Below are 22182 nucleotides of genomic sequence, written 5' to 3' on the forward strand. Positions count from 1 at the left end.
CGAGGTCTTGACCATCACCCGCCATCATCCCGCACACCCCAGTGGGGTGTGCACACGAAGTACCTCGCTCCTTCACGCCTCGTCTTGCATCACTCACCCCACCTTTTTTCGGGTGTGAGTTCATGACAAATCAAGACACCCCCGTGCCCATAGCACTGCGGAACCACCCCACTCCATGCCGAACTGGGTCGTGAAACGCAGTCGCGCCAATGATACTCGGACCGCAGGGTCCCGGAAAAGTCGGTCAGCGCGGGGGTTTTTCTTTTCCTTTCCATCAGCCCACCTGTTCAAGGTGGGCTGATTTTTTTTAGTCGTTTTCGATCACCACTTCGAATTCGACGGTCGTGACGGTCGTGGGTGCCACCGTTCCGCTGAACGTGACGGCGCCTGGCGTGTGCTTCACGGCGCCCGTAACGCTCCGGATCGTCAGGTAGCGTGTCGCTTCCGTCACTTCGTACTCAACGTGGCGCGTTCCGGCGTTGCGGATCTGGTACACCACCCAGTATCTCTGAAGGTCTTCCTGCATGTCGGTCACGCGGCCCTGGGTGGTCTGTGCGTGTTCTGTGCTGCTGAGCTGGGTGACTTCCCGGCGGTACGTGACGTTCGGGTCCTGCCCGAGTGTGAGTGAGACTTCCTGGCCCGCTGCTGTCTCCTGGATGGCCTGCTGTCCGACCAGGTAGCCCTGATCGCGCAGTGTGACGGTCGCGGCGAGCAGGGGCCGGGGCGTGACGAGGCGGTAGTGCCGCTGGAAGGCGCCGCCGCTGTCTCCCGTGAAGTCCATGTGGCGGTACAGGGTGTTCGTCAGGCGGGTCTGCGTGAGGGGCACGTCATCGAACGGCACGGTGACGTCCGCCGCGCGTTCCAGCCGTGGCGGATTCCTGAGCTGGTAGCGGTAGAGTCCCGCCACTTCCGGCGTGCTGTCGGAGTCGTCCTGCCAGGACGGCGTGACCCGTCGGGGCTCATTCCGTGCCATGTGGCTCAGGAACGTGGGCAGGTTGTACTCGCGCCTGCGTCTCACTTCACCGGCGACGAGTGTCACGGCCTCCGGTTCGAGCGGCAGGTCCCCGCGGTTGTGCAGGGTCGCGTCTGCCCGCAGCACGCCGCCTCCCTGCGCGTCAATGTCGAGCCTGTAATGCGCGGACCACGTCAGCGATCCGGTCTGGTACGTCAGGACGCCCTGACCGGCGGCCGGGAGTGCAAACGTGAGGGTGACCACTCCACGCTGGCCCTGCGGTGGCGGCGCCTCGGGCAGCAGCAGGTTCTCCTGCCGCGCATGAAAGTACGCGCCGGCTGCGTTCTGCACGACCAGATCTTCCGCGCGGATCAGGGTGACGTCCTCGGCGCCGCTGTCCGTTCGCAGTCCGATCTGCCGCCCCTCGAACGACGTGAGCCAGCTTTCACGCGCCATCACTGTCTTGCTGGTGTAGGGCAGGCCGATCAGGGTGATGGATCTGGTGTCGATGGCCTCCCAGGTGGTGGCCGGGAAGTGCAGCGTCAGGTGATCGGCCTCACTCTGGACGAGCGTGCGGATCTCGCTGAATTCCTGGTAGATGCGGAGCTCGACGGCAGGCGGGACTGGTTCGGTCATGGGTGGACTCCAGTGTGGGGCAGGGGGTGCGTTCAGGAACCGGTCGCGGGCAGGGTGGTGGCGTCGTGGACCCTTCACCGGGCGTTCGTATGACACTCCACGCCGTACAGGTTCGCAGAAACACGCTGTCCGTGCAGGGGCATGTGACGTCGTTTCCGGGACTGGATGTCCTGGTCTGCGCGTCCGGGGAGTGCGGCCAGACGGCGTGCCCTGCCGGTGAGCGGTGGTGTGGACGCCCGGTTCAGGTGGGTGTGTGCGCGGCGAGCGGGAGGGCGCGGTCGGCAATCTCCTCCCACTCGACGGCGGTCTGGCGGCCCGCGTCGAACTCGGCGGTCAGGGATTCGTGCAGGGCGCGCAGGCCCGCGTGGTCCTTGCCCAGTTCGGTGCCGGTGTGCTGGCGGATCAGGAAGATCAGGCCCGCCACGCCGCTGTCCTTCGTCAGGGACAGGTCGAGGGGGCGACCCAGCAGGGCGGGCACGTTGAACGGCGCGTACATCGGCCAGAACTTGTTCAGTCCGTCCGCGTGGATGCCGGCGCGGGTGCGGTGCGCGTCCCGCCCGAACAGCGGGTACTTGGCGGGCACGCCCTGCCCCAGCGTCTCGTACAGGTCGTTCAGGTCGTTCAGCACCGTGAAGTCCGCGTCGCCCGTCAGGCCCAGGCCACTCAGGTGCAGCAGGACGCCCTCCAGTGGGGCGTTCCCAGTGCGTTCGCCCTTGCCGAGGAGCGTGCCGTTGATCGCGGCGCACCCGGCCAGGACCGCCGCGAGGCTGTTCGCCACGACCAGATGCGTGTCGTTGTGCGGGTGGAACTCCAGGGACTGAGCACTCAGCCCGGCGGCGCGTAGTTCGCGGATCATGCGCGGCACGCTGCGCGGCCACGCCGCTCCCTCCAGCGGGAGGCCGACACCCATCGTGTCGCACACCCGGAACTTCGGCGCCTGCGAGTCGGGGAACGGCGCGGCGAGGGCCTGCACGGCCTCCACGAACGGGAGGATGAACTCGCGGGGCGCGCGGGTGGCGTCCTCCAGGTGCAGCCTCGGGCGCAGGCCCGCGTCCAGCACCGCCTGCACGGCGTCCAGGTAGGTGCGGGCCGCCTGCACGCGGCCGCCCGGCGTGAACTTGTGGAAGGTGTGGTAATCGCTGGCACTGGCGAGCATGCCGGTCTCGCGCACGCCCAGCCCGGCGACCAGCTCGGCGTCCCGGCGAGTGGCGCGGATCCAGGTGGTCGGCTCGACCGGGTGCCCGCCGCGCCAGCGTTCCAGGGCGCCCTCCAGCATGGCGCGGTCGGCGGGGCGATACACGAAGAACTCCGCCTGCCGCAGCGCGCCACTGTTCCCCGTGAAGCGGCCCATCAGGTCGTAGATCCGCAGGCCATCTGCGGTGGTCAGGGGTAGGCCGCCCTGCTGCCCGTCGCGGTGCGTGGTCTCGGTCGTCCACGCCTGCGCGGGCAGCGAGGCGGGCCGCTCGCCGTCCTCCCAGACCACCTGCGGGAACGCCTCCGCCGGGAACGCGGTGGGGAAGAGGTCGGGTGTCGGCACGTCACGCACAGCGGGGGAGTCCTGGGTCATGGCTGCACGCTAGTCCTGCATCGTCAATGTCGTCAATCTTGATTCTGGAATCAATGTTAGGCTGAATGGAATGACGGCTTCCCTGACGACCGCGCAGGCCTGCGAGCAGCTGGGCGTGAAACCCGCCACGCTGTACGCCTACGTCTCACGCGGCCTGATCCGCAGCGTTCCCGGCCCGTCCGGCACCCGGCAGCGCCGCTACGACGCGGGCGACGTGCAGGCCCTCGCCGGACGGCAGGCCACCCGCCGCGACCCACAGGCCGGGGTACAGGCGGCGGTGCAGGGCAGCCTCGACGGGCTGCGCGCCGGGGGGACCGGAGGCGTGACGCCCATCCTCGACAGCGCCCTGACCCGTATTGGGGACGGCGCGCTGGCCTACCGGGGCGTGGACGCCCTGAGCCTCGCCGACACCGCCACCGTCGAGGAGGTCGCCGCGCTGCTGTGGACCGGCGACCCCGGCACGCGGCCCACGCTGCCGCTGCGCGCCCGGCTGAACCTCAGCCGCCACCCGCGCGCCGACACGCCCCTCGAAGCGCTGGGGTACGCGCTGACGTACGCGGGCGCGCACGACCCGGACGCCCTCGACACCCGCCCGGAAACCGGCCCCCGGCAGGCCGCGCGCATTCTGACATTGCTGCACGCCACCGCTGAACGGCACGCCGGACTACCCCCTGCGCCGGACCTGCCGCTGCACGCCCGGCTGGCCCGCACCTGGGGCCGCCCGGACGGCGCGGACCTGCTGCGCCGCGCGCTGATCCTCCTGGCCGACCACGAACTGAACGTCAGCGCCTTCACCGCGCGGGTCACAGCCAGCGGCGGCGCCAGCCTCGCGCACTGCACGCTGGCCGCACTGAGTGCCCTGCAGGGACCCCGGCACGGCCTGGGCGCGCTGCACGCCCACGACCTCCTGAGTGCCGCCCTGAGCGGCGACGCCCGAGCCGCCCTGCGCGACGCCACCCGCCGCGCCGGGCACGCACCCGGCTTCGGGCACGCCCTCTACCCGCACGGCGACCCGCGCGCCCGCGCGCTGCTGGACGCACTGGACGCGCAGTTCCCGGATCACCCCGTCACGCGCGCCACCCACGCGGTCATCCGCGCGCATGCGGAGGACACCGCCGAACTCCCCAACGTGGACCTGGCACTCGCCGCACTGACCCTCGTGCTGGGCCGCCCCGCCGGGGACGCCGTCACGCTGTTCGCGCTGGCCCGCGTGACGGGCTGGCTGGCCCACGCGCTGGAAACCCGCGCCGGGGGGCAGTTCATCCGCCCCCGCGCCCGCTACGTCGGGCCGACCTGAACCGCCCCCCGCCCGACCTACGTGAGCGCAGCCGCGCCGCGAGAGCCCCGCCCAGGGGCACGCCGCACAGAGACACGCCGCGCAGGGCCGGGAACCCGTGCGTCATACGGACTCCGATTGAATGGGCTGCAAAGGCCATTCAATTCGAGCGGATGCGAGTAGGAGAGAAACGGGTTCCGTCTGTTTCGTTAACAGCCCGGCGCACGCGCTCATCCGGCGCGGGCTCCCTTGAGCAGGTCCAGCAGGGCCACGTCCACGTCGTACCCGCCTTGCCGTTCGAAGTGCGCGCCGGGCCGCCCGTGCCCGACGATGCCGAATGGTCCCTGGAATTCCCACAGGGCGTAGCCCCATCCGAACTCGCGGTACAGGCCGAGCAGGTCGCCGAACCAGCGCAGGGCGTCCGCGTCCGGCGTGTCGCGGTAGCACCCGAACTCGCCGATGTGGACGGGCGTCCCGGTCGCCTGCACCTCGCGCCACGGGGCGTAGAAGTCGCGCAGGGTCTCCTGCGTCCAGGTGAGGCCGCCGTAGCGGGTGCCGGGGTAGTGGGGGTCGCCCGCGCGCCAGCCGTCCCACCAGTCCGCGCCCCAGTGGGAGACGCTCATGGGCTGGTACCCGCGCCCGCTGTGCGTGACGCCCAGGTCCGCGAGTTCCGGCAGGGCGAGGTGCCCGCCGCCCAGCCCGTCAATCACGACGGCCCGTCCGGGGTCGGCGGCGCGGATGGCGGCGACCGCGCGGCGCATCAGGTGGGCGTGACCGTCCCGCGTCAGGCCGTACTGGCCGGGGTCCGGGGGTTCGTTCAGCAGGTCGAAACTCAGGTCGCGGCCCGGCACGCCGGCGTAGCGGACCGCGAGGGTCTGCCACAGGCCCAGGAAGCCCTGCTGGGCGATGTCGTCCGTCCAGAGGTTGTGGATTTCGAGGTCGTTGCGGTTGATGCAGTACCCGGGTGCGCGGTGCAGGTTGAGGCTCAGGTGCAGGCCCCGCTCCTGGCAGGCGCGCAGGTACCCGTCGAGGTGTTCGAACACCCGCTCGTCGGGATGCGCGTAGTCGTGGTCCGTCGTCCAGAAGCGGTAGTCGGTGGGCACGCGCACGAAGTTGAAGCCGTGCCGCGCCATGAAGTCCAGTGCGCGCAGGTCCGGCGCGGCGGGTGCCCGACCGGGTTCCCAGGCGACCATCCACTGGACGTTGAAGCCGTAGTGGGTCACGGGGCACCCTGATCGCTGCCGGTGGCGGTCACCAGGACGGGCGGGGCGTTCAGGGGCGCATGGGCGGGCCGGTGCGGGGGCGCGTCGTGCCGGGGGGGCAGGTCCTGCGCCTGGACGGCGCCGCTGCCGACGGCGCGCACGGTGATGCTGGCGGCCGTGATGTCCGCCGGGAGGGGCAGCGTGAGCGTCTCGCCGGGCAGCAGGTCCAGGTGGTTGTCGCGCGGGGCGTGGGGACCGGCGTCGATCCAGACGCCCCGCGCGGGCCGTTCGGCGCGCAGGGTGAGGGTGTCGCCGGTGACGGTGGCGGTGAGGTGCGGGTCGGGCAGGTCGTGGTACTTGAGCGGTTCGGGCCACAGCGCGGCGCGGCTGCGTTCCTGTCCGTCCACGAGCAGGCGCAGGAACGCCACGCTCCCGCCGGGCAGCTTGAGGTCAGCCAGATGGGGGCCAGCCAGGTCGAGGGGCGTGACGGCGTTCGCGGCGGCCGTGACGGACCACGCGTGCGTCAGGAGGCGCTCGCCGCTCAGGGTCAGGACGTCGAGGTGCACCTGGGCGGGCTGGTCCTCGCCCATGCTGCTGGCGATCCAGGCGCTGAGGCGCTCGTCGTCGCGCCGGGCCTGCACGGCCAGTGGCGCGAGCTCACGCTGGATAGCGTGGTAGGCGGGTTTGGGCAGGCCGCCCGAGTCGATGACGGACCAGCTGGTCACGGGCCAGCAGTCGTTCAGTTGCCACACGAGCGCGCCGGAGACCGCGCGCGCGCCCGCGTGGCCCCAGCGGCCCCGGAAGGCGCGGTAGGCGCTGGTCATCGCGTCGGCCTGCACGGCGCGCGTGGCGTACACGTACTCCGCGAAGTCGCGGGGCGGGTCGAAGGTGTCGCTCAGGTACGCGGCGAGGCGGCGGGCGCCGTCGGGGCGGCCCTGCGGATCGGCCGCCCGGTTGTGGTGTTCCATGACGCGGGAGCCCGCGTGGCGGTCCTCGGGGCGGGTGAAGCGCTCGATCACGTGCAGGCTGGGCGGGGCCTGCAGCCCGAACTCGCTCACGAAGCGGCCCTCGTAGTGGCCGTAGTCGCGGTGGGGGGCCATGACGCCGTGCCAGATCTCCCAGGTGTGCCGGTCCCCGACCGTCTGGTCGTGCGAGGCGGCGCCGCCGGAGGGACTGCCCGGCCAGTACGGCACGTCGGGATTGAGGGTCCGTACGACGTCCGGCAGCAGCCGTTCGTAGATGGTCAGGGCGTCGAAGCGGGCGGGGTCGCCGCCGGGGCCGCTCGCGCCGACGGACTCGGCGATCTGGTAGTCCTCGTTGTTGCCGCACCACAGCGCGAGGCTGGCGTGGTGCCGCAGGCGCCGCACGGCGGCCTGGGCCTCGGCCTGCACGCTGGCCAGGAAGTCCGGGTGGGCGGGGTACATCCCGCAGGCGAACAGGAAGTCCTGCCAGACGAGCAGGCCCAGTTCGTCGCAGGTGTCGTAGAAGGCGTCGTGCTCGTAGATCCCGCCGCCCCACACGCGGATCATGACCATGTTCGCGTCGGCGGCCTGCTGCAGCCGGTGGCGGTACTGTTCGGGCGTCACGCGGTCGAGCAGCAGGTCCTCGGGAATCCAGTTCGCGCCCCCGGCGAAGATGGGCACGCCGTTCACGACGAAGGTGAAGGAGGTGCCCGGTTCGTCCGCCACGGGGTCCTGCCGCAACTCGACCGTGCGGGCGCCCAGGCGGCGCGTGAGGGTGTCCAGGGTCACGCCGCCGCGGTCCAGCGTGACGTGCAGGGTGTACAGCGGCTGCGGGCCGTACCCGCGCGGCCACCACAGCTGCGGGTCCGGGACGTGCAGGCGTGCCTGGAGGGGTTCGCTGTGGGCGTCGAGTGTGGTTCGCGCGACCTCGTGCCCGTCCGGGCCGTGCAGGGTGACGCGCAGCAGGTCGCCGGGCCGGGTGGTTCCGGCGAGCGTGGCGTTCAGGTCCAGCCAGGTGCCGTCCGGGCCGACGGTCAGGGGCGCGTGCAGGTCGTCCAGGCGGGCGTGGTAGGCGTGCAGCGTGACGTCCTTCCACGGTCCGGCGGTCAGGATCACCGGGCCCCAGTCCCAGCCGTAGTGGTACTGCGCCTTGCGGAGGTAGACGCGGCTGGGGTCACCGTTCCACACGGCGCGCGTCCCGTGCCTGGCTTCCAGCGCGCGGCCGTGCGGCAGGACCGGCTCGAAGTGCAGGGTCAGGGTGTTCTCGCCCGCGTGCAGGTGCGCCCTGACGTCCAGGCGGTGAGGGACGAACATGTTGTCGCTGCGCAGCACGGCCGCGCCGTTCAGGCGGACGGTGCAGAGGGTGTCCAGGCCGTCCAGGCACAGGTCCAGGTGGGGAGACTGCAACTGCTCCGGCGTGACGGTGAAGGTCGTGCGGTACGTCCAGGCGGTCTGGCCGACCCACTGCACCTGCGTGTCGTTGAGTCCGTCGAAGGGGTCGGGGATCAGGGCGTGGCGCAGCAGGTCGCCGTGGACGGTGCCGGGGACGGTGGCCTCGAGCCAGTCGCGGGCGCGGCTGTGAGGGTCGGGGGCGTGCGGGGCGCGCAGGGTCCAGCCGGTGAGGGGCGTGCGCTGCGTGAGGGCGTGGGGCTGGGTCATCGGGACTCCTGCGGGCGGGGGAGAAGGGAGGGACGGGCACGGATCAGCCGCGCCAGGAATATGTTTAGTAAACTTTATCGAGAGCGTAGCACCTGCCCCGGAGGCTGTCAAAACACGATGAACGGCGCGTCCATCCGCGCCGCGCCCACCTGCGGACCTCGACCACGGCGGGCGCAGCGGTATAGTCGGCAACGTGCCCAGCGATCAGCGTTTAGCGTCGGCCCCCACCATCCGTGATATCGCGGCCCGCGCCGAGGTCTCGGTCGGGACCGTCTCACGCGCCCTGAAGGGCCAGCCGGGCCTGACCGAGGCGACCCGGGTGCGGGTGCTGCAGGTCGCGCAGGCGATGGGCTACGACCTGGGCAAACTGCGGCCCGTCAAGGCGCGCCGCATCGGATTCCTGCTGCACGAGTCCCACAGCAACCTCGCCAGCAACCCCTTCTACTTCCCCGTGCTGCACGGCGTGGAGGTCGCCTGCCGCAACTCGGCGGTGGCCTTCACGTACTCGCAGGTGGGCGCGTCAGGCGTGGCGGAACTCATCGACCGGCTCGAGGTGGACGGACTGGTCTGCGCCGGGTACTGGGAAAGCGGCGTGCTGGCCGAGATCGTCCGCGCCGGGAAGCCGGTGGTACTGGTCGATCACGCCGCGCCGGGCCTGCCGAGCGTGAACACCGACAACGTCTCCGGCGCGTACCAGGCGACGCAGCACCTGATCGCCACGGGCCGCGCGCGGGTGGCGATGCTGACCGGTCAGGCCGAACACCACAGCATCCGGCAGCGGGTCGAGGGGTACCGGCAGGCCCTGGCCGACGCCGGGCGCGCGCAGGACGAACTGGTCGTGCACCGACTCGTGGACAGCGACGAGGGCGACCAGCAGGCGGCGGCGGCGCTGCTGTCGCTGTCGCCGCGTCCGGACGCCGTGTTCGCGTACAACGACCGCGCGGCGCTGGCCGTCATCCAGGAGTGCGCGCGGCGCGGCCTGCGGGTGCCGGAGGACGTCGCGGTGGTGGGCTTCGACGACATCACGGCCGCCAGTTACAGCCAGCCGGGCCTGACGACCGTCGCCGTGGACAAGGAAGGGCTGGGGCGCGAGGGCGTCCGGTTGCTGCTGCACCCGCGGCCCAGCGAGCGCGCGCAGGTGGTCGTGCCGGTGCGGCTGGTGATCCGCGGCAGTTCCCGCGCGGCGCGCTGAACCTGGGGCGCGCTGAACTGGGGGCGTGTGGCGGCGCCGCAGCTGACCGGCGGTTGACACCCCCAGGCGGCACAGGTACACTCCAAACGTTTAGTAAACACATTTGGTTCTCTGGAACCACCTGTCGGACCCCACCGGGGCCCGCCGACCTCGCCGCTTCCCACCGACCCCAGGAGGACGTATGCGCACACCGTTTGCTGCCCTGACCCTGAGCGCCCTGCTCGCCGCCACCCCCGCCAGCGCCGAAAAACTCACCATCTGGGTCGTCGGGGACGAAACCACCCCCAAGATCCTGCAACCCGCCGTCGACCTGTACAAGAAAGACCACCCGAACGTCACCTTCGAGGTCCGCGCCGTGCCCGGCGACCAGGCCTTCACCAAGTACCTCGCCGCGCTCGCCAGCCGCAGCGGCCCCGACATCATCACGGGCTACCTCTCCTACGGCATCGAGATCGGCAAGAAAGGCGGCCTGCTCAACCTGCAGGAGAAATACCCGGCGCTCGTCAGCTCGGTCCGCAAGACCGCCAACAAGGGCATCCTCGACTCCATCACCTCCGTGGACGGCAACGTCTACGCCCTGCCCTACGACCTGACCGTGCAGCTCATGTACTACCGCAAGGACCTCGTCAAGACCCCGCCCCGCACCTGGGCCGAACTGACCGCCACCCTCGACAAACTCCGCGCCAGCGGCAACAAGGGCCTCGTGCAGCAGTGGGGCAACGCCGGCTGGGTCGGCTTCTTCCCATACCTCAAACAGGCCGGCGGGAACCTGTACGACGCGAAGTGCACCCAGGCGACCATCAACAGCGCCGCCGGCGTCACCGCCCTGACCTACTACGCGCAGCTGTACACCAAGTACAAGGGCCCCACCGACGGCTGGCCCGACATGGAACAGGGCCTCGAGAACGGCGACTACGCCCTGGGCATGACCGGCAACTGGTCCATGCAGAGCATCCGCACCGGCCGCCCCAAACTGGCCGGCAAGTGGGGCATCACCATGCTCCCCAAAGGCCCCTCCGGGAAGAGCACCGCCTTCGAGGGCGGCAGCCTGATCGGCATCATGAGCTACACCAGGGTCCCCGACCTCGCCGCCGACTTCATCAAGCAGCTGTACTCCACCCGCACCACCGTCGCCATGATCAAGGGCGCCAACGAACTCGGCACGCTCTGGCTGCCCGCCGGACGGCAGGACCTCGTCACGCAGGTGAACCTCCCCGCCGACCAGAAAGCCATCCTGATGCGCCAGCTGAGCGACTCCGACGGCCCGCCCAACTGCCCCGGCTGGGAGCAGAGCGGCGACGCCGTGCAGAAAGCCGTGCAGCAGGTCGTCTTCAACGGCGCCAGTCCCAAAGCCGCCCTCGACGACGCCGCGAAGACCATGAACGCCAACCTCAGCAAGTACGGCAAGTAAGCCGCGGCCAGGGCGCCGTGAGTGTCACGGCGCCCGCACCCGCACCGGGGTTCCCATGACCAATCACGCGCCCGCCAGAGTCCAGAACGCCGCGCCGCCCGCTCCGTACCGCCGCGCCCACCCGGCGCGGCGCTTTCTCACGCAGCACGCCCCGGCCCTGGGCCTCACCCTGCCCTTCCTGATCCTGTTCGCGCTGTTCGGCATCTGGCCGGTCCTGCGCTCGCTGTACCTCAGCTTCACCGACTACGACGCCATCAGCACCCCCACCCTGATCGGCACCGCCAACTACAGCACCCTGCTGGCCGACCCGCGCTTCGTCAAGGCGCTGACGAACACGGCCACGTACATGGTCGGCACGTCGCTGCTGAGCACCGCGCTGGGCCTGCTGCTCGCCCTGGTGTTCGGCGGGCAGCGCCTGAGCGATCAGATCATGCGCGCCTGCTTCTTCCTGCCGTCCGTGGCGGGCGGCGTGGGCCTGATCAGCGTGTTCAAGTGGCTGTTCAGCAGTGAGGACTTCGGCCTGATCAACACCCTGCGGCAGTGGCTGAGCCTCGACCCCGTGCGCTTCCTGGGCTCCCCCATGTACGCGGTGCCGATCCTGATCGCGCTGGGCGTCTGGGGCCTGATGGGCTACAACATGATCCTGTTCGTCGCGGGCCTGCGCTCCATTCCCGGCGACATCTACGAGGCGGCCGCCATCGACGGCGCCAACCCCACGCAGCGCTTCTGGCGGATCACGCTGCCGCTGCTGCGCCCAACCCTGCTGTTCGTGCTGGTCACCAGCATGATCGGCGCGTTCCAGGAGTTCTTCTCGTTCTACTTCCTGTTCAGCGACACCTCCAACGTGGGCGGCATCCTCGACAGCGGCCTGTCGCTCGTCGTGTACCTGTACGACCTGGGCTTCCGGCACCTGCAGATGGGCATGGCCTCGGCCCTCGCCTGGATCCTGTTCCTGATGCTGTTCGCCCTGACCCTGCTGAACCTGAAACTCGGCCGCATCAACGACATCGACTGAACGCCACCCCCCAAAGGAGACCCCATGGTCGGTGAACGCCAACACCCCCTGCTGAGCACCCTGCTGCGCCTGCCGTTCTACCTGCTGGCCGTCAGCGTCATGATCCCGTACTACTGGATGGCCACGAACGCCTTCAAGACCATCCCCGAGATCGTGCGCAACCCGCCCACGTGGTGGGTGCACACCTTCACGCTGGACAACTTCTACAACCCCGGCGCCGCGCCCGGCGCGCCGAAGGACAGCGCGGAATTCCTGGGGATCTTCCAGATCTTCGCGAACTCCGGCTTCGGGCAGTTCTACCTCAACAGCGTGCTCATCACGCTCGTCACGGTCGTGGGCAGCCTGCTGCTCGCGTCGCTCGTCGCGTACGTGCTCGTCAAGCGGCCCTTCCCCGGCTCGGGCGTGCTGTTCGCGCTGCTGCTGGGCAGCATGATGATTCCCTGGGAGGTCACGATCATCCCGAACTTCCTGACCGTCCGGGACCTCGGGTGGATCAACTCGTACCAGGCGCTGATCCTGCCGGGGCTCGCCAAGGCGTTCGCGGTGTTCTTCTTCCGGCAGGCGATCCTCGGTATTCCAGATGATCTCGTGGACGCCGCGCGGATCGACGGCGCCGGAGAGCTGCGCATCTGGTGGAGCGTCGTGCTGCCCATGCTGCGTCCCGCGCTGGCCGCCATCGCCATTCCCGTGATGCTGGGCGAGTGGAACAACTACCTGTGGCCGCTGCTGGTCATCAACGACGACGCGCACCAGACGCTGCCGCTGGCACTCGGGAAACTCGCCGGGAACCTCACGTACGACCCGCGCGGCGCCGGTCCCATGATGGCCGCGTCGTTCCTGGTGTCCCTGCCGATGGTGATCGTGTTCCTGCTGTTCCAGCGGCAGTTCGTGCAGGGCCTCTCCAGCGGCGCGACGAAAGGCTGATGCGCCGCGTTCCCCCGACCCCGGCCCGGCTGCTGACCGCCGCGCTGCTCGTGGCTCTGGGCAGCGCGCCCACCTCCGCGCAGGGCAGCGTGCCGCCGACGCTCCCCCCGCACGTCCAGGCGCAGGCGTTCACGACCGTGGCCCTGAGCGGCGTGCCCGCCAGCGCCGGGCAGTTCGGGATGCTCGACCTGCGCGTCACGACCGACGGCCGCGCCGTGAACCCCTACGACCCGGCCCAGGCGGACCTGACGCTGGAGGTCACCACGCCCGCCGGGCGGACCCTGAGCGTGCCCGCCTTCTGGATGGTCGACTACGCCCCGGACGGCACCCCCACCCCGGACGCAACCTCGGCCGACGAGGGCGGCTGGCACGCGCGCTTCACGCCCGAGGAGGTCGGCACGTACACCCTGCGGGTCCGCAGCGGCGCGGCGCAGGGCGAGCCGCAGCGGGTGCAGGTCACCGCGAGTGACGCGCCCGGCTTCATCCGCACCTCCGCCACGCACCCGCGCACCTTCGAGGACCACGGGGGCCGCCCCTTCGTGCCCATCGGCCCGAACGTCGCCTGGAGTACCGGGGACGTCCTGGCCGACTACGAACGCTGGTTCGACCGGCTCGCCGCGAGCGGCGGCACCTACGCCCGCATCTGGATGGCGTCCTGGGCGTTCGGGATCGAGTGGCGCGACACCGGCCTGGGCGACTACGCGGCCCGGCAGCGGCAGGCGTGGCTGCTCGACGAGGTGCTGCGGCTCGCGCAGGCGCGCGGCATCCGCGTGCAGCTGTGCCTGATCAACCACGGGGCGTTCAGCGAGACCACCAACGCCGAGTGGCGCGACAACCCGTTCAACGCCGCGAACGGCGGCCCGCTCGCCACGCCCGGCGCGTTCGTGACCGACGAGCGGGCCCGCACGCTGTTCCGGGCGCGCGTGCGGTACCTCGCGGCGCGCTACGCGGCGTATACCAGCCTGTTCGCGTGGGAATGGTGGAACGAGGTGAACTTCACCCCGATCAGCGAAGGCGACCTGCGCCCCTGGATGACCGGGATGAGCGCCGAGCTGCGCCGCTTTGACCCGTACGGGCACCCGATCAGTTCCAGCTTCAGCGGCGGCGGCGAGTCGCGACTGTGGCGGGACGCGAGCGTGGACTTCGCGCAGGCGCACCTGTACACCACGCGGGACCTGCCGCTCGAACTGCTGTCCCTCGCCCGGCAGTTCCAGGAGTCCGCGCCGGACAAGCCCGCGCTGCTGGCCGAACTCGGGTACGCCGCCGCCGGGGACGGCGACCCGGTGCTGGAACGCATCCATTTCCACGTGGGCCTGTGGGCGCCCCTCTTCTACGGCTTCGCGGGGCCCGGCGCGTACTGGTGGTGGGACTCGCTGATCGACCCGCAGCACCTCTGGGTCGAGTACGCGCCCCTCGCGGCGTTCCTGAAAGGCGCGCCGCTGGCATCGCTGCGGCCCGTGACCGCGCAGAGCAGCGGCCTGGACGTCACCGCCCGCGTCCTGCGGTCCGGCACGCAGGCCATGGCGTGGCTCGTCAGTGACCGCTACTCCGCCAGCGGCGTGGGCCGCGCGCAGACCGAGGCGCTGCTGGACGGCACGTACCGCGAGGGCGCCCCGCCCACCTTTCCCGACCGGCAGACCACCCTGACGATCCGTGGCCTGCGCGACGGGCCGTACTCGGCGCGCTGGTTCGACCCGCAGACCGGCGCGTGGCTCGCCGCGCAGCCCGTCACCGTCAGCGGCGGCACCCTCACGCTGCCCACGCCCACCTTCACGCGGGACCTCGCGCTGCGGGTGGACCCCCGGTGACCGGCCCGACCCTGCGCTTCGGGGACGCCTTCACGTCCCACATGGTCCTCCAGCGGGGCGTGCCCGTCCCGGTGCAGGGCTCCGGCCCGCCCGGCGAGGAGGTGCACGTCACCTTCGCCGGTCAGGAGATCGCGGCCCGCGTGACCGGACAGGGACGCTGGACGGTGACGCTCGCGCCACTGGACGCCAGCGCGCACGGCCGCCCGCTCACCGCCCGCACCGCCACGCAGCGGGCGCAGTGCCGGGACGTGCTCGTCGGGGACGTGTGGCTGTGCGCCGGGCAGTCGAACATGGAACTCGGCGTCACCATGGCCGACCACCCGGAGCGCACCCTGGCGCTGGCGGACCAGCCACTGCTGCGCCTGCTGCTGATCCACAAGAGTTCCGCGCCGACCCCGCAGGCGCACTTTCCACCGGCCGCCGGGCAGCCGCGCTGGACGGTCTGCACGCCCCGCACCGCGCGGCGCGGCGGGTGGGGCGGCTTCTCGGCCGTCGCGCTTCACTTCGGCGCGCGGCTCGTGGCGGACCTCGGCGTGCCGGTCGGCCTGATCCAGGCGGCATACGGGGGCAGCCGGATCGCGCCGTTCATTCCGCTGTGGGCGCAGCGCGGCCACCCGGCCCTGGACGCGGACGCCGCCGAGATCCGCGCCGCCGACCACGCCGCCCGCAGTGGCCCGCACCCGTTCACGCCGTATCAGGCGTGGAACACCCTGAAGCCCGGCACCGCCTGGAACGCCATGATCGCGCCGCTCACCCCGCTGCCCCTGCGCGGCGCCCTGTGGTACCAGGGGGAATCCGACGTCGGGGACGCCGGGCCGTACGCGGCGCGCCTGCAGGCCCTCATGGCGGCGCTGCGCCGCGCCAGCGGTCAGCCGCACCTGCCCGTGTACGCCGCGCAGCTCGCCCCGTACCGCTACGCGTCAGACGACGACCTGCTCGCCCTGTGGGCCGCGCAGCAGACCGCCACGCGCGGCCCCCACAGCGGACTGGCCTGCACCGCCGACCTGGGCGACCTGAACGACATCCACCCCCTGCGCAAGGCCGAGGTCGGACGGCGCCTCGCCAGCCTGGCCCTGCACCGCACGTACGGCCGGGCCGACGTGCCCGGCAGCGGCCCCGACCTGCGCGCCGTGACCTTCGGACCGGGCCGCGCCACGCTGACCTTCCGCACGCACATGGACTCGGCGCTGCGCACCCTGGACGGCGGCGCCCCGCGCGGCTTCGCGCTCGCCGGACCCGACGGGCAGTTCGCCCCGGCCGTCGTCCGACTGCGCGGCGTGCGGGCGCACCTGCACAGCCCGGACGTACCGGCCCCCACGCAGGTCCGCCACGCCTGGCAGGTGGGCGCCGAACCGAACCTCACCGACGCCGGGGAACTGCCCGCCACGCCGTTCCTGCGGGCCGGTGGTGACGGAACCGGGCGCTGATACGGACTGCCGTTCTTGCCGGCTCCACGTCCGGAGGGGCGTTCCCCTCCCATTCAATCGGAGTTCGCATGAGCGGGTCCGGGGGCGCGGCCGGTCTTCACGGTTCGTTGCCTGTTCGGTGATGCGGCCTTCATCTGCCGGGTGCCGTGCTGCCGACCGGACCGCGCTGGGACGCCCATTCCTGGCGTGGGTGCGGTCGCGGGGTCGCTGCGTGCGGGTGTGCCGGTTCGTCCGGTTCGTAAGGTCGCTTGCGGGGCCTGAGCGGCGGGTCTGCCTACGCTAGGGGGCGTGACCAACGAACAGTTCTGCTCCTGCCGACTGGCGGTGTCCCGGTGACGTCCGCCGAGCGCGCCGCGATCCTGGCGGCCCTGAACGGCCCGCACGTGAGTGCCCCCACCCGCGAGGCGCTGCTGGCGCGGCTGGACGCCCGCTACGAACGCCGGTACTTCACGGAGGCCGATTTTCGCGTGCTGCGCGCGGCGGCCGTGAGACTGGTCCCGCACGACCCGGACGAACTGGACCTGACCGGACTGGTGGACGACCGCCTGCACGCGGGCCGCACGGACGGGTGGCGGTACGCGGCGGCGCCGCCGGACGGCGAGGCGTACCGGGCGCTGCTGGCCTCGCTGCCTGCGGACTTCGCGGCGCTGGACGACTGCGCGCAGGACGACGCGCTGAGGGCCGCGCAGGGCGCGCACCCGCACGCGTTCGAGGACCTGCTGGCCGAACTGACCGAGGGGTTCATGGCGCACCCGCTGACCGCCTACCGCTTCGGGTACGCGGGGTTCATGGACGTGCCGGGCTGGCAGGTCGCGCCGGACGCCTTCGAGGAACGCGAGGTGACGTATGGCCCCTGAACGCACCGGCCCCGTGAACGCCGCGCTGCCCGACCTGCGCGACCTGGACGTGCTGGTCATCGGGACCGGCGCGGGCGGCGCGCCGCTGCTGGCGCGGCTGGCCTCGGCGGGCCTGCGGGTCGCGGCGCTGGAGGCCGGCGTGCGCCACCCGCCGTCCGGGATCGCCACGGACGAGGTCGCGCAGGCGGGCCTGTTCTGGATGGACGAGCGCCTCTCGGCGGGCGGCGACCCGGTGGGATTCGGGCGCAACAACTCCGGGCGGGGCGTGGGCGGCAGCACCCTGCACTACACGGCGTACACGCCCCGCGCGCACCCGGACGACTTCACGCTGCACTCGGACACCGGGCAGGGCGTGGACTGGCCGCTGACGTACGCGGACCTCGCGCCGTACTACGACGAGGTCGAGACGTTCATCGGCGTGTCCGGCCCCGCCGAGTACCCCTGGGGCGGCGAGCGCAGCGGCCCGTACCCGCACCCGCCGCTGCCCGTGAACGGCGCGGGCCTCCTGATGGAGCGCGCCTGCGCCGAGGTCGGCATCCGCACGAGTCCCGCCGCGAACGCGGCGCTGAGCCGCCCGCAGGAGCAGGAAGGCTTCGGCCTGCGGCCCGCGTGCTCCAACCGGGGATTCTGTCAGGCGGGCTGCTCGACCGGCGCGAAGGCCAGCCTGGACGTGACGTTCCTGGCGCTGGCCGAGGCGCGCGGGGCCGTGATCGTGGACGGCGCGCAGGTCGTGGCCCTCCTGACCGAGGGTGGCCGCGTGACCGGCGCGCGTTTCGTGCGTGGCGGCCGCGAGGAGACCCTGCACGCGGGCACGGTCGTCCTCGCGGCGGGCGCGGTCGAGACGCCCCGCCTGCTGCTGATGCAGGGCCTCGCCAACTCGTCCGGGCAGGTGGGCCGCAACTTCATGGCGCACGTGGGCGTGCAGGTGTGGGGACTGGTCGACGAGGACCTGCGCCCGTACCGGGGCATTCCCGGCGGCCTGATCAGCGAGGACACCCACCGCATTCCCGGCGTGATCGGCGGGTACCTGTTGCAGTCGCTGGGCGTGATGCCCGTCACGTACGCCACGCAGTTCGCGCGCGGCACCGGCACCTGGGGCGCGGCGCTGACCGAGCACCTGCGGCAGTACCGGCACGTGGCGGGCATCAATGTGCTGGGCGACTGCCTGCCGTACGGGCACAACTACCTGGAACTCTCGGCCGAACCCGACGCGCGGGGCCTGCCGAAACCGCGCGTACACTTCACGTTCGGCGAGAACGAACGCCGCATGGCCGCGCACGCCGAGACGCTCATGCGGGACCTGTGGGCGCGCGCCGGGGCGCGGGACGTGTGGGCGCTGCCGCGCGCCGCGCACACCCTCGGCACGGCCCGCATGGGACACGACCCGCGCGGCAGCGTCGTGGACCCCTGGGGCCGCGCGCACGACACGCCGGGCCTGTGGATCTGCGACAACTCCACCTTCCCCAGCGCCCTGGCCGTGAACCCCGCCCTGACCCAGATGGCCCTGAGCCTGCGGACCGCCGACGCCCTCCTCTCCGACCTCCGACCCCAGCAGGTGACCGCATGACCGACCAGACACCCACCAACGACTCCGCCCCCGCCGAGACTCAGAGCGTCCCGCAACCCGCCGCCCGGCAGGTCGGGTACGCCGTCATCGGCCTGGGTGAACTGACCCTGGAAGAACTGCTGCCCGCCTGGGCGGTCGGGAAACGCTCGCGGCTGGCGGCGGTCGTCAGTGACGATCACGACAAGGCCCTGCGCGCCGCCCGCGCCTACGGGCTGACCGAGGCGGACGCCTACTCGTACGACACCTTCGAGGAACTCCAGTCCCGCCCGGACGTGCAGGCCGTGTACATCGTGCTGCCCAACAGCCTGCACCGCGAGTACACCGAACGCGCCGCGCGGATCGGCAAGCACGTGCTGTGCGAGAAACCCCTGGCGGGCAGCGTCGAGGACGCAGGGGCGATGGTCGCCGCCTGCCGGGACGCGGGCGTGAAACTCATGACCGCGTACCGCTGCCAGTACACGCCGCTGCACTGGCGCGCCCGTGACCTCGTGCAGGGCGGCGACCTGGGCAGCGTGAAACTGATTCACTCGGTGAACGTGCAGGTCGAACCCGCTGGCGGGTGGCGCCTCAAGCGTGAACTGGCGGGCGGCGGCAGCCTGCTGGACGTGGGCCTGTACTGCCTGAACACCATCCGCTTCCTGCTGGGCACCGAACCCACCTCACTGTGGGCGCAGACGCACAGCACGCCCGGCGACCCCCGCTTCGGCGAGGTCGAGGAGAGCGTCACCTGGGTCATGACCTTCCCCGGCGGCGTGACCGCGCAGTGCTCCTGCTCGTACGGCGCGGCGCACACCCGGACCCTCGACGTGTACGGCAGCGAGGGCCGCCTGCAACTCGACCCGGCCTTCGACTACACCAACCTGAACCTGCGCGTGCACACGCCAGAGGCCATCACCGAGCACCGCCTGAAGGAAACCGATCAGTTCGCGCTGGAAATCGATCACTTCTCGGCCTGCATTCAGGAGGGCCGCGAGCCGTTCACGCCCGGCGAGGAAGGCCTGCAGGACCAGCGCCTGATGGACGCCATCTACCGCAGCGCCCGCACCGGGCAGCCCGTCACGCTGGACCCCGTGCCCGGCACCGACGCCTTCCGTGGACCGCTGCCCGCCCGCACACCGGACGCGCGTGACTGACGCGCCGCCGCCCCACGCGAACGGTAACACGGTCCTGCTGCACGGATTCGGCACGTCCGGCCACCTCTGGCGGACCGTGCGCGAATCCCTGAGCGGCGCGCACGCCCCGGACCTGATGGGCTTCGGCACGCAGGCCAGCGCCGGGCGGGCCGACCAGGGCACCGCCGACATGGGCGAGGCCCTGCTGCCGCTGCTGCGCTCCCTGCACGCGGCGCGTGGGCCTGTCACGCTGGCCGGGCACTCCATGGGCGGCAAGGTCGCCATGTGGGTGGCCGCCACGCGCCCGGACCTCGTGCGGCGACTCGTGCTGATCGCCCCGTCCCCGCCCACACCGGAACCCATGAGCGACGAAGACCGCGCCGCCCTGCGCGCCGCACACGGCGACCGCGCCGCCCTGACCCGCCAGTACCGCACCATCACCCGCCAACCCCTGTCGGAAACGGACTTCAGGCAACTCGTCCACGATGGCCTATGCGCCAGCCCCGCCGCCTGGACCGCCTGGACGGACCACGGCAGCCGCGAGGACATCACCGCCCGGCTGGTCGGACTGCGCGCGCCCGTGACCGTCCTGTACTCCGCTGATGACCCTGCCATCGCCGCCGACACCATTCGCCGCGAAGTGCTGGGCCGCCTGCCCGGCGCGCAGGCTCACGAGGTGCGCGGCAGCGGCCACCTGCTGCCCCTCGAACAACCCGCTGAGGTCGTGGCCGCGCTGCTTGACGTGTGAAGCGGACCTTTCCCGTTTCCCGACCGGTGCCCGGTGGGGTTGGCCTTCAGCCTGTTGCGTGCTTTTGCAGAGGCTGTCTCAGCCGGTCTTCATGCGGGGCGGTGGGGCGTTGAGCGCCCCTTTACACGTTCCGCCCGCCCGGCGCGCCGCTTCTATGCTTGTGGAATGAAGCGTTCTGCGATCCGTTCCCACTCGACTCTTGAGGCTGCGCTGATCGGCGCGGTCGCCGGGCTGGCCGGTGCGTGGGTGAAGGCGCAGGCCGAGCCGCCCCTGCAGAAGCTGACCGAGGCGTACTTTCCACCCACGCCCGCGCAGAAGAAGATGACGGGCGCCGACCCGATCGGCCGTCAGGATCACATGCCGCCTGCCGAGATGATCCAGGCGGCCGCCGACGCCACCGATCACGACATCACCAAGAAGCAGAAACTGGCCGCGCAGCAGGTCGTGCACTACGCGATGGGCGCGGCCCTGGGCGCCGCTTACGGCGTACTGGCCGCGCGCGACGGACGCGCGGCGCGCGGTCTGGGCGTTCCGGCCGGGGCGGTCATGTACGGACTGACGCACGCCACGGCCGTCCCTGCCACCGGCTTCCAGGCGTGGCCGTGGCAGTTGCCGCTGGCGGCGGTGCTGTGGGAGGCCGGGTCGCACCTGGCGTTCGGGGCGACCACCGAGGTGACCCGCCGGGGCCTGAGCACCGCGCTGGACCGCGCCCGCCGGGGCTGATCCGGACTCCGATTGAATGGGCTGCAAAGACCATTGGGTCCGAGCGGATGCGAGTAGGAGCAGGACGAGTTCCGGACGTGGAGTTGGCAATCCGGAGTCATCCCGTGTAATACGGACTCCGATTAAATGGGCTATCATTGTTGCATCAAACAGACACCTTTGACCGCTCCTCTCGCGCATGACGCTGACACCTTCTGGCATCTCTACCGGGCCAGTACCTGTGCCGTCGAACGACGCAGAGCCCAACTCTTCGCACTCCTCGCAGAAGGACGCCCCGTACCAGAGATCCTTCAGGTGACCCGGTACAACCGGGTCACCGTCTACGGACTGGTCAAGCGCTACCGCGAACAGGGGCTCGCTGGCCTCCGTGACGCGCGCCACGCCAATCAGGGCGCCCCCCGCCTCCTGACCGCCGAGCAACAACAGACCCTGGCCGCCCGACTGCACGCCGACTTCGAGCAGGGCATCGTCTGGTCCGGTAAAGACGTTCAAGACTGGCTTCAGCAGCAGTACGGAATGTCCGTCCATCTCGGGCGCACCTATGAATTCCTGCGGGCGGCTGGCTTCACTCCTCAACGGCCTCGACCCCGGCACGTTGGCGGCGATGAGGCCGCAAAGGAAGCGTTCAACTCAAAGTCCTGACCGAGACGCCCCGCCTGGTTGCATCGGCCGACGGGCATCCTGAGGGCATTCAGACCGTGACGTTGCCGCCGTATTCGCCGGAATTGCAGCCAGCGGAACGGCTCTGGGAGTTGACGGATGTACCGATTGCGAATAGAGCATCCAGGAGGTGGAGGCAGCCCTTTCGGAACGCTGCGTCTGGTTGGAAGCTCAACCTGATCTGGTCACTCGTCACACGCTCTTCTACTGGTGGCCTTTGTCAGCTAAGTACACTGCGTTTATCTTTTAGATAAACCGCGCGGAGCGCGTAGCAGAAGAAGTACGTTGAAGCGGGAATGGAGAGATTCCGGCGCTTTCCCGGAATCTCGCAATGGTAGCTTCAACGTACTTAATTAATCGGATTCCGTGTCATCAATGGTGCGGACACATTGCAAGAGGGGCAAAGAAGAGGTCTCCTATCTGACCGCCTGACAGATTTTATGAGATGAAGTGAAAACTGACGTGCCAGCCGTTCTTGAGTGCT

General features: G+C 70.9%; 17 protein-coding genes and 1 rRNA gene. 14 read left to right on the forward strand and 4 right to left on the reverse strand.

Annotated elements, in window-relative coordinates:
* Positions 1–139: 139 nt before the first annotated feature.
* Positions 140–256, forward strand: a 5S ribosomal RNA gene (gene rrf, locus IEY70_RS19620).
* A gap of 51 nt (positions 257–307) precedes the next feature.
* Here the strand turns inward: rrf and IEY70_RS19625 are convergent.
* Together IEY70_RS19625 and IEY70_RS19630 are read right to left on the reverse strand one after the other, a co-directional pair.
* On the reverse strand, positions 308–1588 hold the full coding sequence (locus IEY70_RS19625; RefSeq protein ID WP_189066720.1) for a hypothetical protein: 1281 nt from the start codon (positions 1586–1588) through the stop codon (positions 308–310).
* Positions 1589–1829: 241 nt separating this feature from the next.
* Positions 1830–3155: a hydroxymethylglutaryl-CoA lyase-like TIM-barrel protein gene (locus IEY70_RS19630; RefSeq protein ID WP_189066721.1), complete on the reverse strand. Its 1326-nt coding sequence runs from the start codon at positions 3153–3155 to the stop codon at positions 1830–1832.
* A gap of 70 nt (positions 3156–3225) precedes the next feature.
* On the opposite strand from IEY70_RS19630, the gene IEY70_RS19635 reads away from it, so the two are divergent.
* Positions 3226–4452 (forward strand): citrate synthase, encoded by a 1227-nt coding sequence (locus tag IEY70_RS19635; RefSeq protein WP_189066722.1) that lies wholly within the window; start codon positions 3226–3228, stop codon positions 4450–4452.
* Between the two features lie 209 nt (positions 4453–4661).
* On the opposite strand, the gene IEY70_RS19640 is transcribed toward IEY70_RS19635, so the two are convergent.
* Entirely contained in the window at positions 4662–5654 is a 993-nt protein-coding gene (locus IEY70_RS19640; RefSeq protein WP_189066723.1) for a glycoside hydrolase family 5 protein, read from the reverse strand.
* The gene (locus IEY70_RS19645; protein WP_189066724.1) at positions 5651–8254 is read right to left on the reverse strand and encodes a glycoside hydrolase family 2 protein; all 2604 of its coding nucleotides are present in this window, start codon (positions 8252–8254) and stop codon (positions 5651–5653) included. The genes IEY70_RS19640 and IEY70_RS19645 overlap by 4 nt, the downstream gene beginning before the upstream one ends.
* 193 nt (positions 8255–8447) lie before the next feature.
* Here IEY70_RS19645 and IEY70_RS19650 point away from each other — a divergent pair, with 193 nt between their 5' ends.
* From IEY70_RS19650 to IEY70_RS19705, 12 genes are all read left to right on the forward strand, one after another.
* Positions 8448–9446: a LacI family DNA-binding transcriptional regulator gene (locus IEY70_RS19650; RefSeq protein WP_189066725.1), complete on the forward strand. Its 999-nt coding sequence runs from the start codon at positions 8448–8450 to the stop codon at positions 9444–9446.
* Between the two features lie 181 nt (positions 9447–9627).
* Complete coding sequence (locus tag IEY70_RS19655) at positions 9628–10857, forward strand: extracellular solute-binding protein (RefSeq protein WP_189066726.1); 1230 nt, start codon at positions 9628–9630, stop codon at positions 10855–10857.
* Between the two features lie 55 nt (positions 10858–10912).
* Entirely contained in the window at positions 10913–11872 is a 960-nt protein-coding gene (locus IEY70_RS19660) for a carbohydrate ABC transporter permease (RefSeq protein WP_189066727.1), read from the forward strand.
* A 24-nt stretch (positions 11873–11896) separates the two neighbouring features.
* On the forward strand, positions 11897–12796 hold the full coding sequence (locus IEY70_RS19665; protein ID WP_189066728.1) for a carbohydrate ABC transporter permease: 900 nt from the start codon (positions 11897–11899) through the stop codon (positions 12794–12796).
* The gene (locus tag IEY70_RS19670) at positions 12796–14604 is read left to right on the forward strand and encodes a DUF5060 domain-containing protein (RefSeq protein ID WP_189066729.1); all 1809 of its coding nucleotides are present in this window, start codon (positions 12796–12798) and stop codon (positions 14602–14604) included. Before IEY70_RS19665 ends, IEY70_RS19670 begins: the two co-directional genes overlap by 1 nt.
* Entirely contained in the window at positions 14601–16031 is a 1431-nt protein-coding gene (locus tag IEY70_RS19675; protein WP_189066730.1) for a sialate O-acetylesterase, read from the forward strand. Before IEY70_RS19670 ends, IEY70_RS19675 begins: the two co-directional genes overlap by 4 nt.
* A gap of 332 nt (positions 16032–16363) precedes the next feature.
* Entirely contained in the window at positions 16364–16888 is a 525-nt protein-coding gene (locus IEY70_RS19680) for a hypothetical protein (protein WP_189066736.1), read from the forward strand.
* Positions 16878–18455, forward strand: a complete 1578-nt coding sequence (locus tag IEY70_RS19685; RefSeq protein WP_189066731.1) for a GMC family oxidoreductase — start codon at positions 16878–16880, stop codon at positions 18453–18455. Before IEY70_RS19680 ends, IEY70_RS19685 begins: the two co-directional genes overlap by 11 nt.
* Entirely contained in the window at positions 18452–19588 is a 1137-nt protein-coding gene (locus IEY70_RS19690) for a Gfo/Idh/MocA family protein (protein WP_189066732.1), read from the forward strand. The genes IEY70_RS19685 and IEY70_RS19690 overlap by 4 nt, the downstream gene beginning before the upstream one ends.
* Positions 19581–20315, forward strand: coding sequence for an alpha/beta fold hydrolase (locus IEY70_RS19695; RefSeq protein ID WP_189066733.1), 735 nt, complete (start codon positions 19581–19583; stop codon positions 20313–20315). The genes IEY70_RS19690 and IEY70_RS19695 overlap by 8 nt, the downstream gene beginning before the upstream one ends.
* Before the next feature lie 165 nt (positions 20316–20480).
* Complete coding sequence (locus IEY70_RS19700; RefSeq protein WP_189066734.1) at positions 20481–21038, forward strand: DUF1440 domain-containing protein; 558 nt, start codon at positions 20481–20483, stop codon at positions 21036–21038.
* A 126-nt stretch (positions 21039–21164) separates the two neighbouring features.
* Positions 21165–21680, forward strand: a complete 516-nt coding sequence (locus tag IEY70_RS19705; protein WP_229778100.1) for a winged helix-turn-helix domain-containing protein — start codon at positions 21165–21167, stop codon at positions 21678–21680.
* The last annotated feature ends 502 nt before the right edge of the window (positions 21681–22182 follow it).

Origin of the sequence: Deinococcus seoulensis (assembly GCF_014648115.1) — a bacterium.
Lineage (GTDB): Bacteria > Deinococcota > Deinococci > Deinococcales > Deinococcaceae > Deinococcus > Deinococcus seoulensis.

What these genes read in the sequence shown, in the direction of transcription:
- IEY70_RS19625 (WP_189066720.1), bottom strand. Translation starts at nt 1,588, where the DNA reads ATGACCGAACCAGTCCCGCCTGCCGTCGAGCTCCGCATCTACCAGGAA.
- IEY70_RS19630 (WP_189066721.1), bottom strand. Translation starts at nt 3,155, where the DNA reads ATGACCCAGGACTCCCCCGCTGTGCGTGACGTGCCGACACCCGACCTC.
- IEY70_RS19635 (WP_189066722.1), top strand. Translation starts at nt 3,226, where the DNA reads ATGACGGCTTCCCTGACGACCGCGCAGGCCTGCGAGCAGCTGGGCGTG.
- IEY70_RS19645 (WP_189066724.1), bottom strand. Translation starts at nt 8,254, where the DNA reads ATGACCCAGCCCCACGCCCTCACGCAGCGCACGCCCCTCACCGGCTGG.
- IEY70_RS19655 (WP_189066726.1), top strand. Translation starts at nt 9,628, where the DNA reads ATGCGCACACCGTTTGCTGCCCTGACCCTGAGCGCCCTGCTCGCCGCC.
- IEY70_RS19660 (WP_189066727.1), top strand. Translation starts at nt 10,913, where the DNA reads ATGACCAATCACGCGCCCGCCAGAGTCCAGAACGCCGCGCCGCCCGCT.
- IEY70_RS19665 (WP_189066728.1), top strand. Translation starts at nt 11,897, where the DNA reads ATGGTCGGTGAACGCCAACACCCCCTGCTGAGCACCCTGCTGCGCCTG.
- IEY70_RS19670 (WP_189066729.1), top strand. Translation starts at nt 12,796, where the DNA reads ATGCGCCGCGTTCCCCCGACCCCGGCCCGGCTGCTGACCGCCGCGCTG.
- IEY70_RS19685 (WP_189066731.1), top strand. Translation starts at nt 16,878, where the DNA reads ATGGCCCCTGAACGCACCGGCCCCGTGAACGCCGCGCTGCCCGACCTG.
- IEY70_RS19690 (WP_189066732.1), top strand. Translation starts at nt 18,452, where the DNA reads ATGACCGACCAGACACCCACCAACGACTCCGCCCCCGCCGAGACTCAG.
- IEY70_RS19700 (WP_189066734.1), top strand. Translation starts at nt 20,481, where the DNA reads ATGAAGCGTTCTGCGATCCGTTCCCACTCGACTCTTGAGGCTGCGCTG.
- IEY70_RS19705 (WP_229778100.1), top strand. Translation starts at nt 21,165, where the DNA reads ATGGGCTATCATTGTTGCATCAAACAGACACCTTTGACCGCTCCTCTC.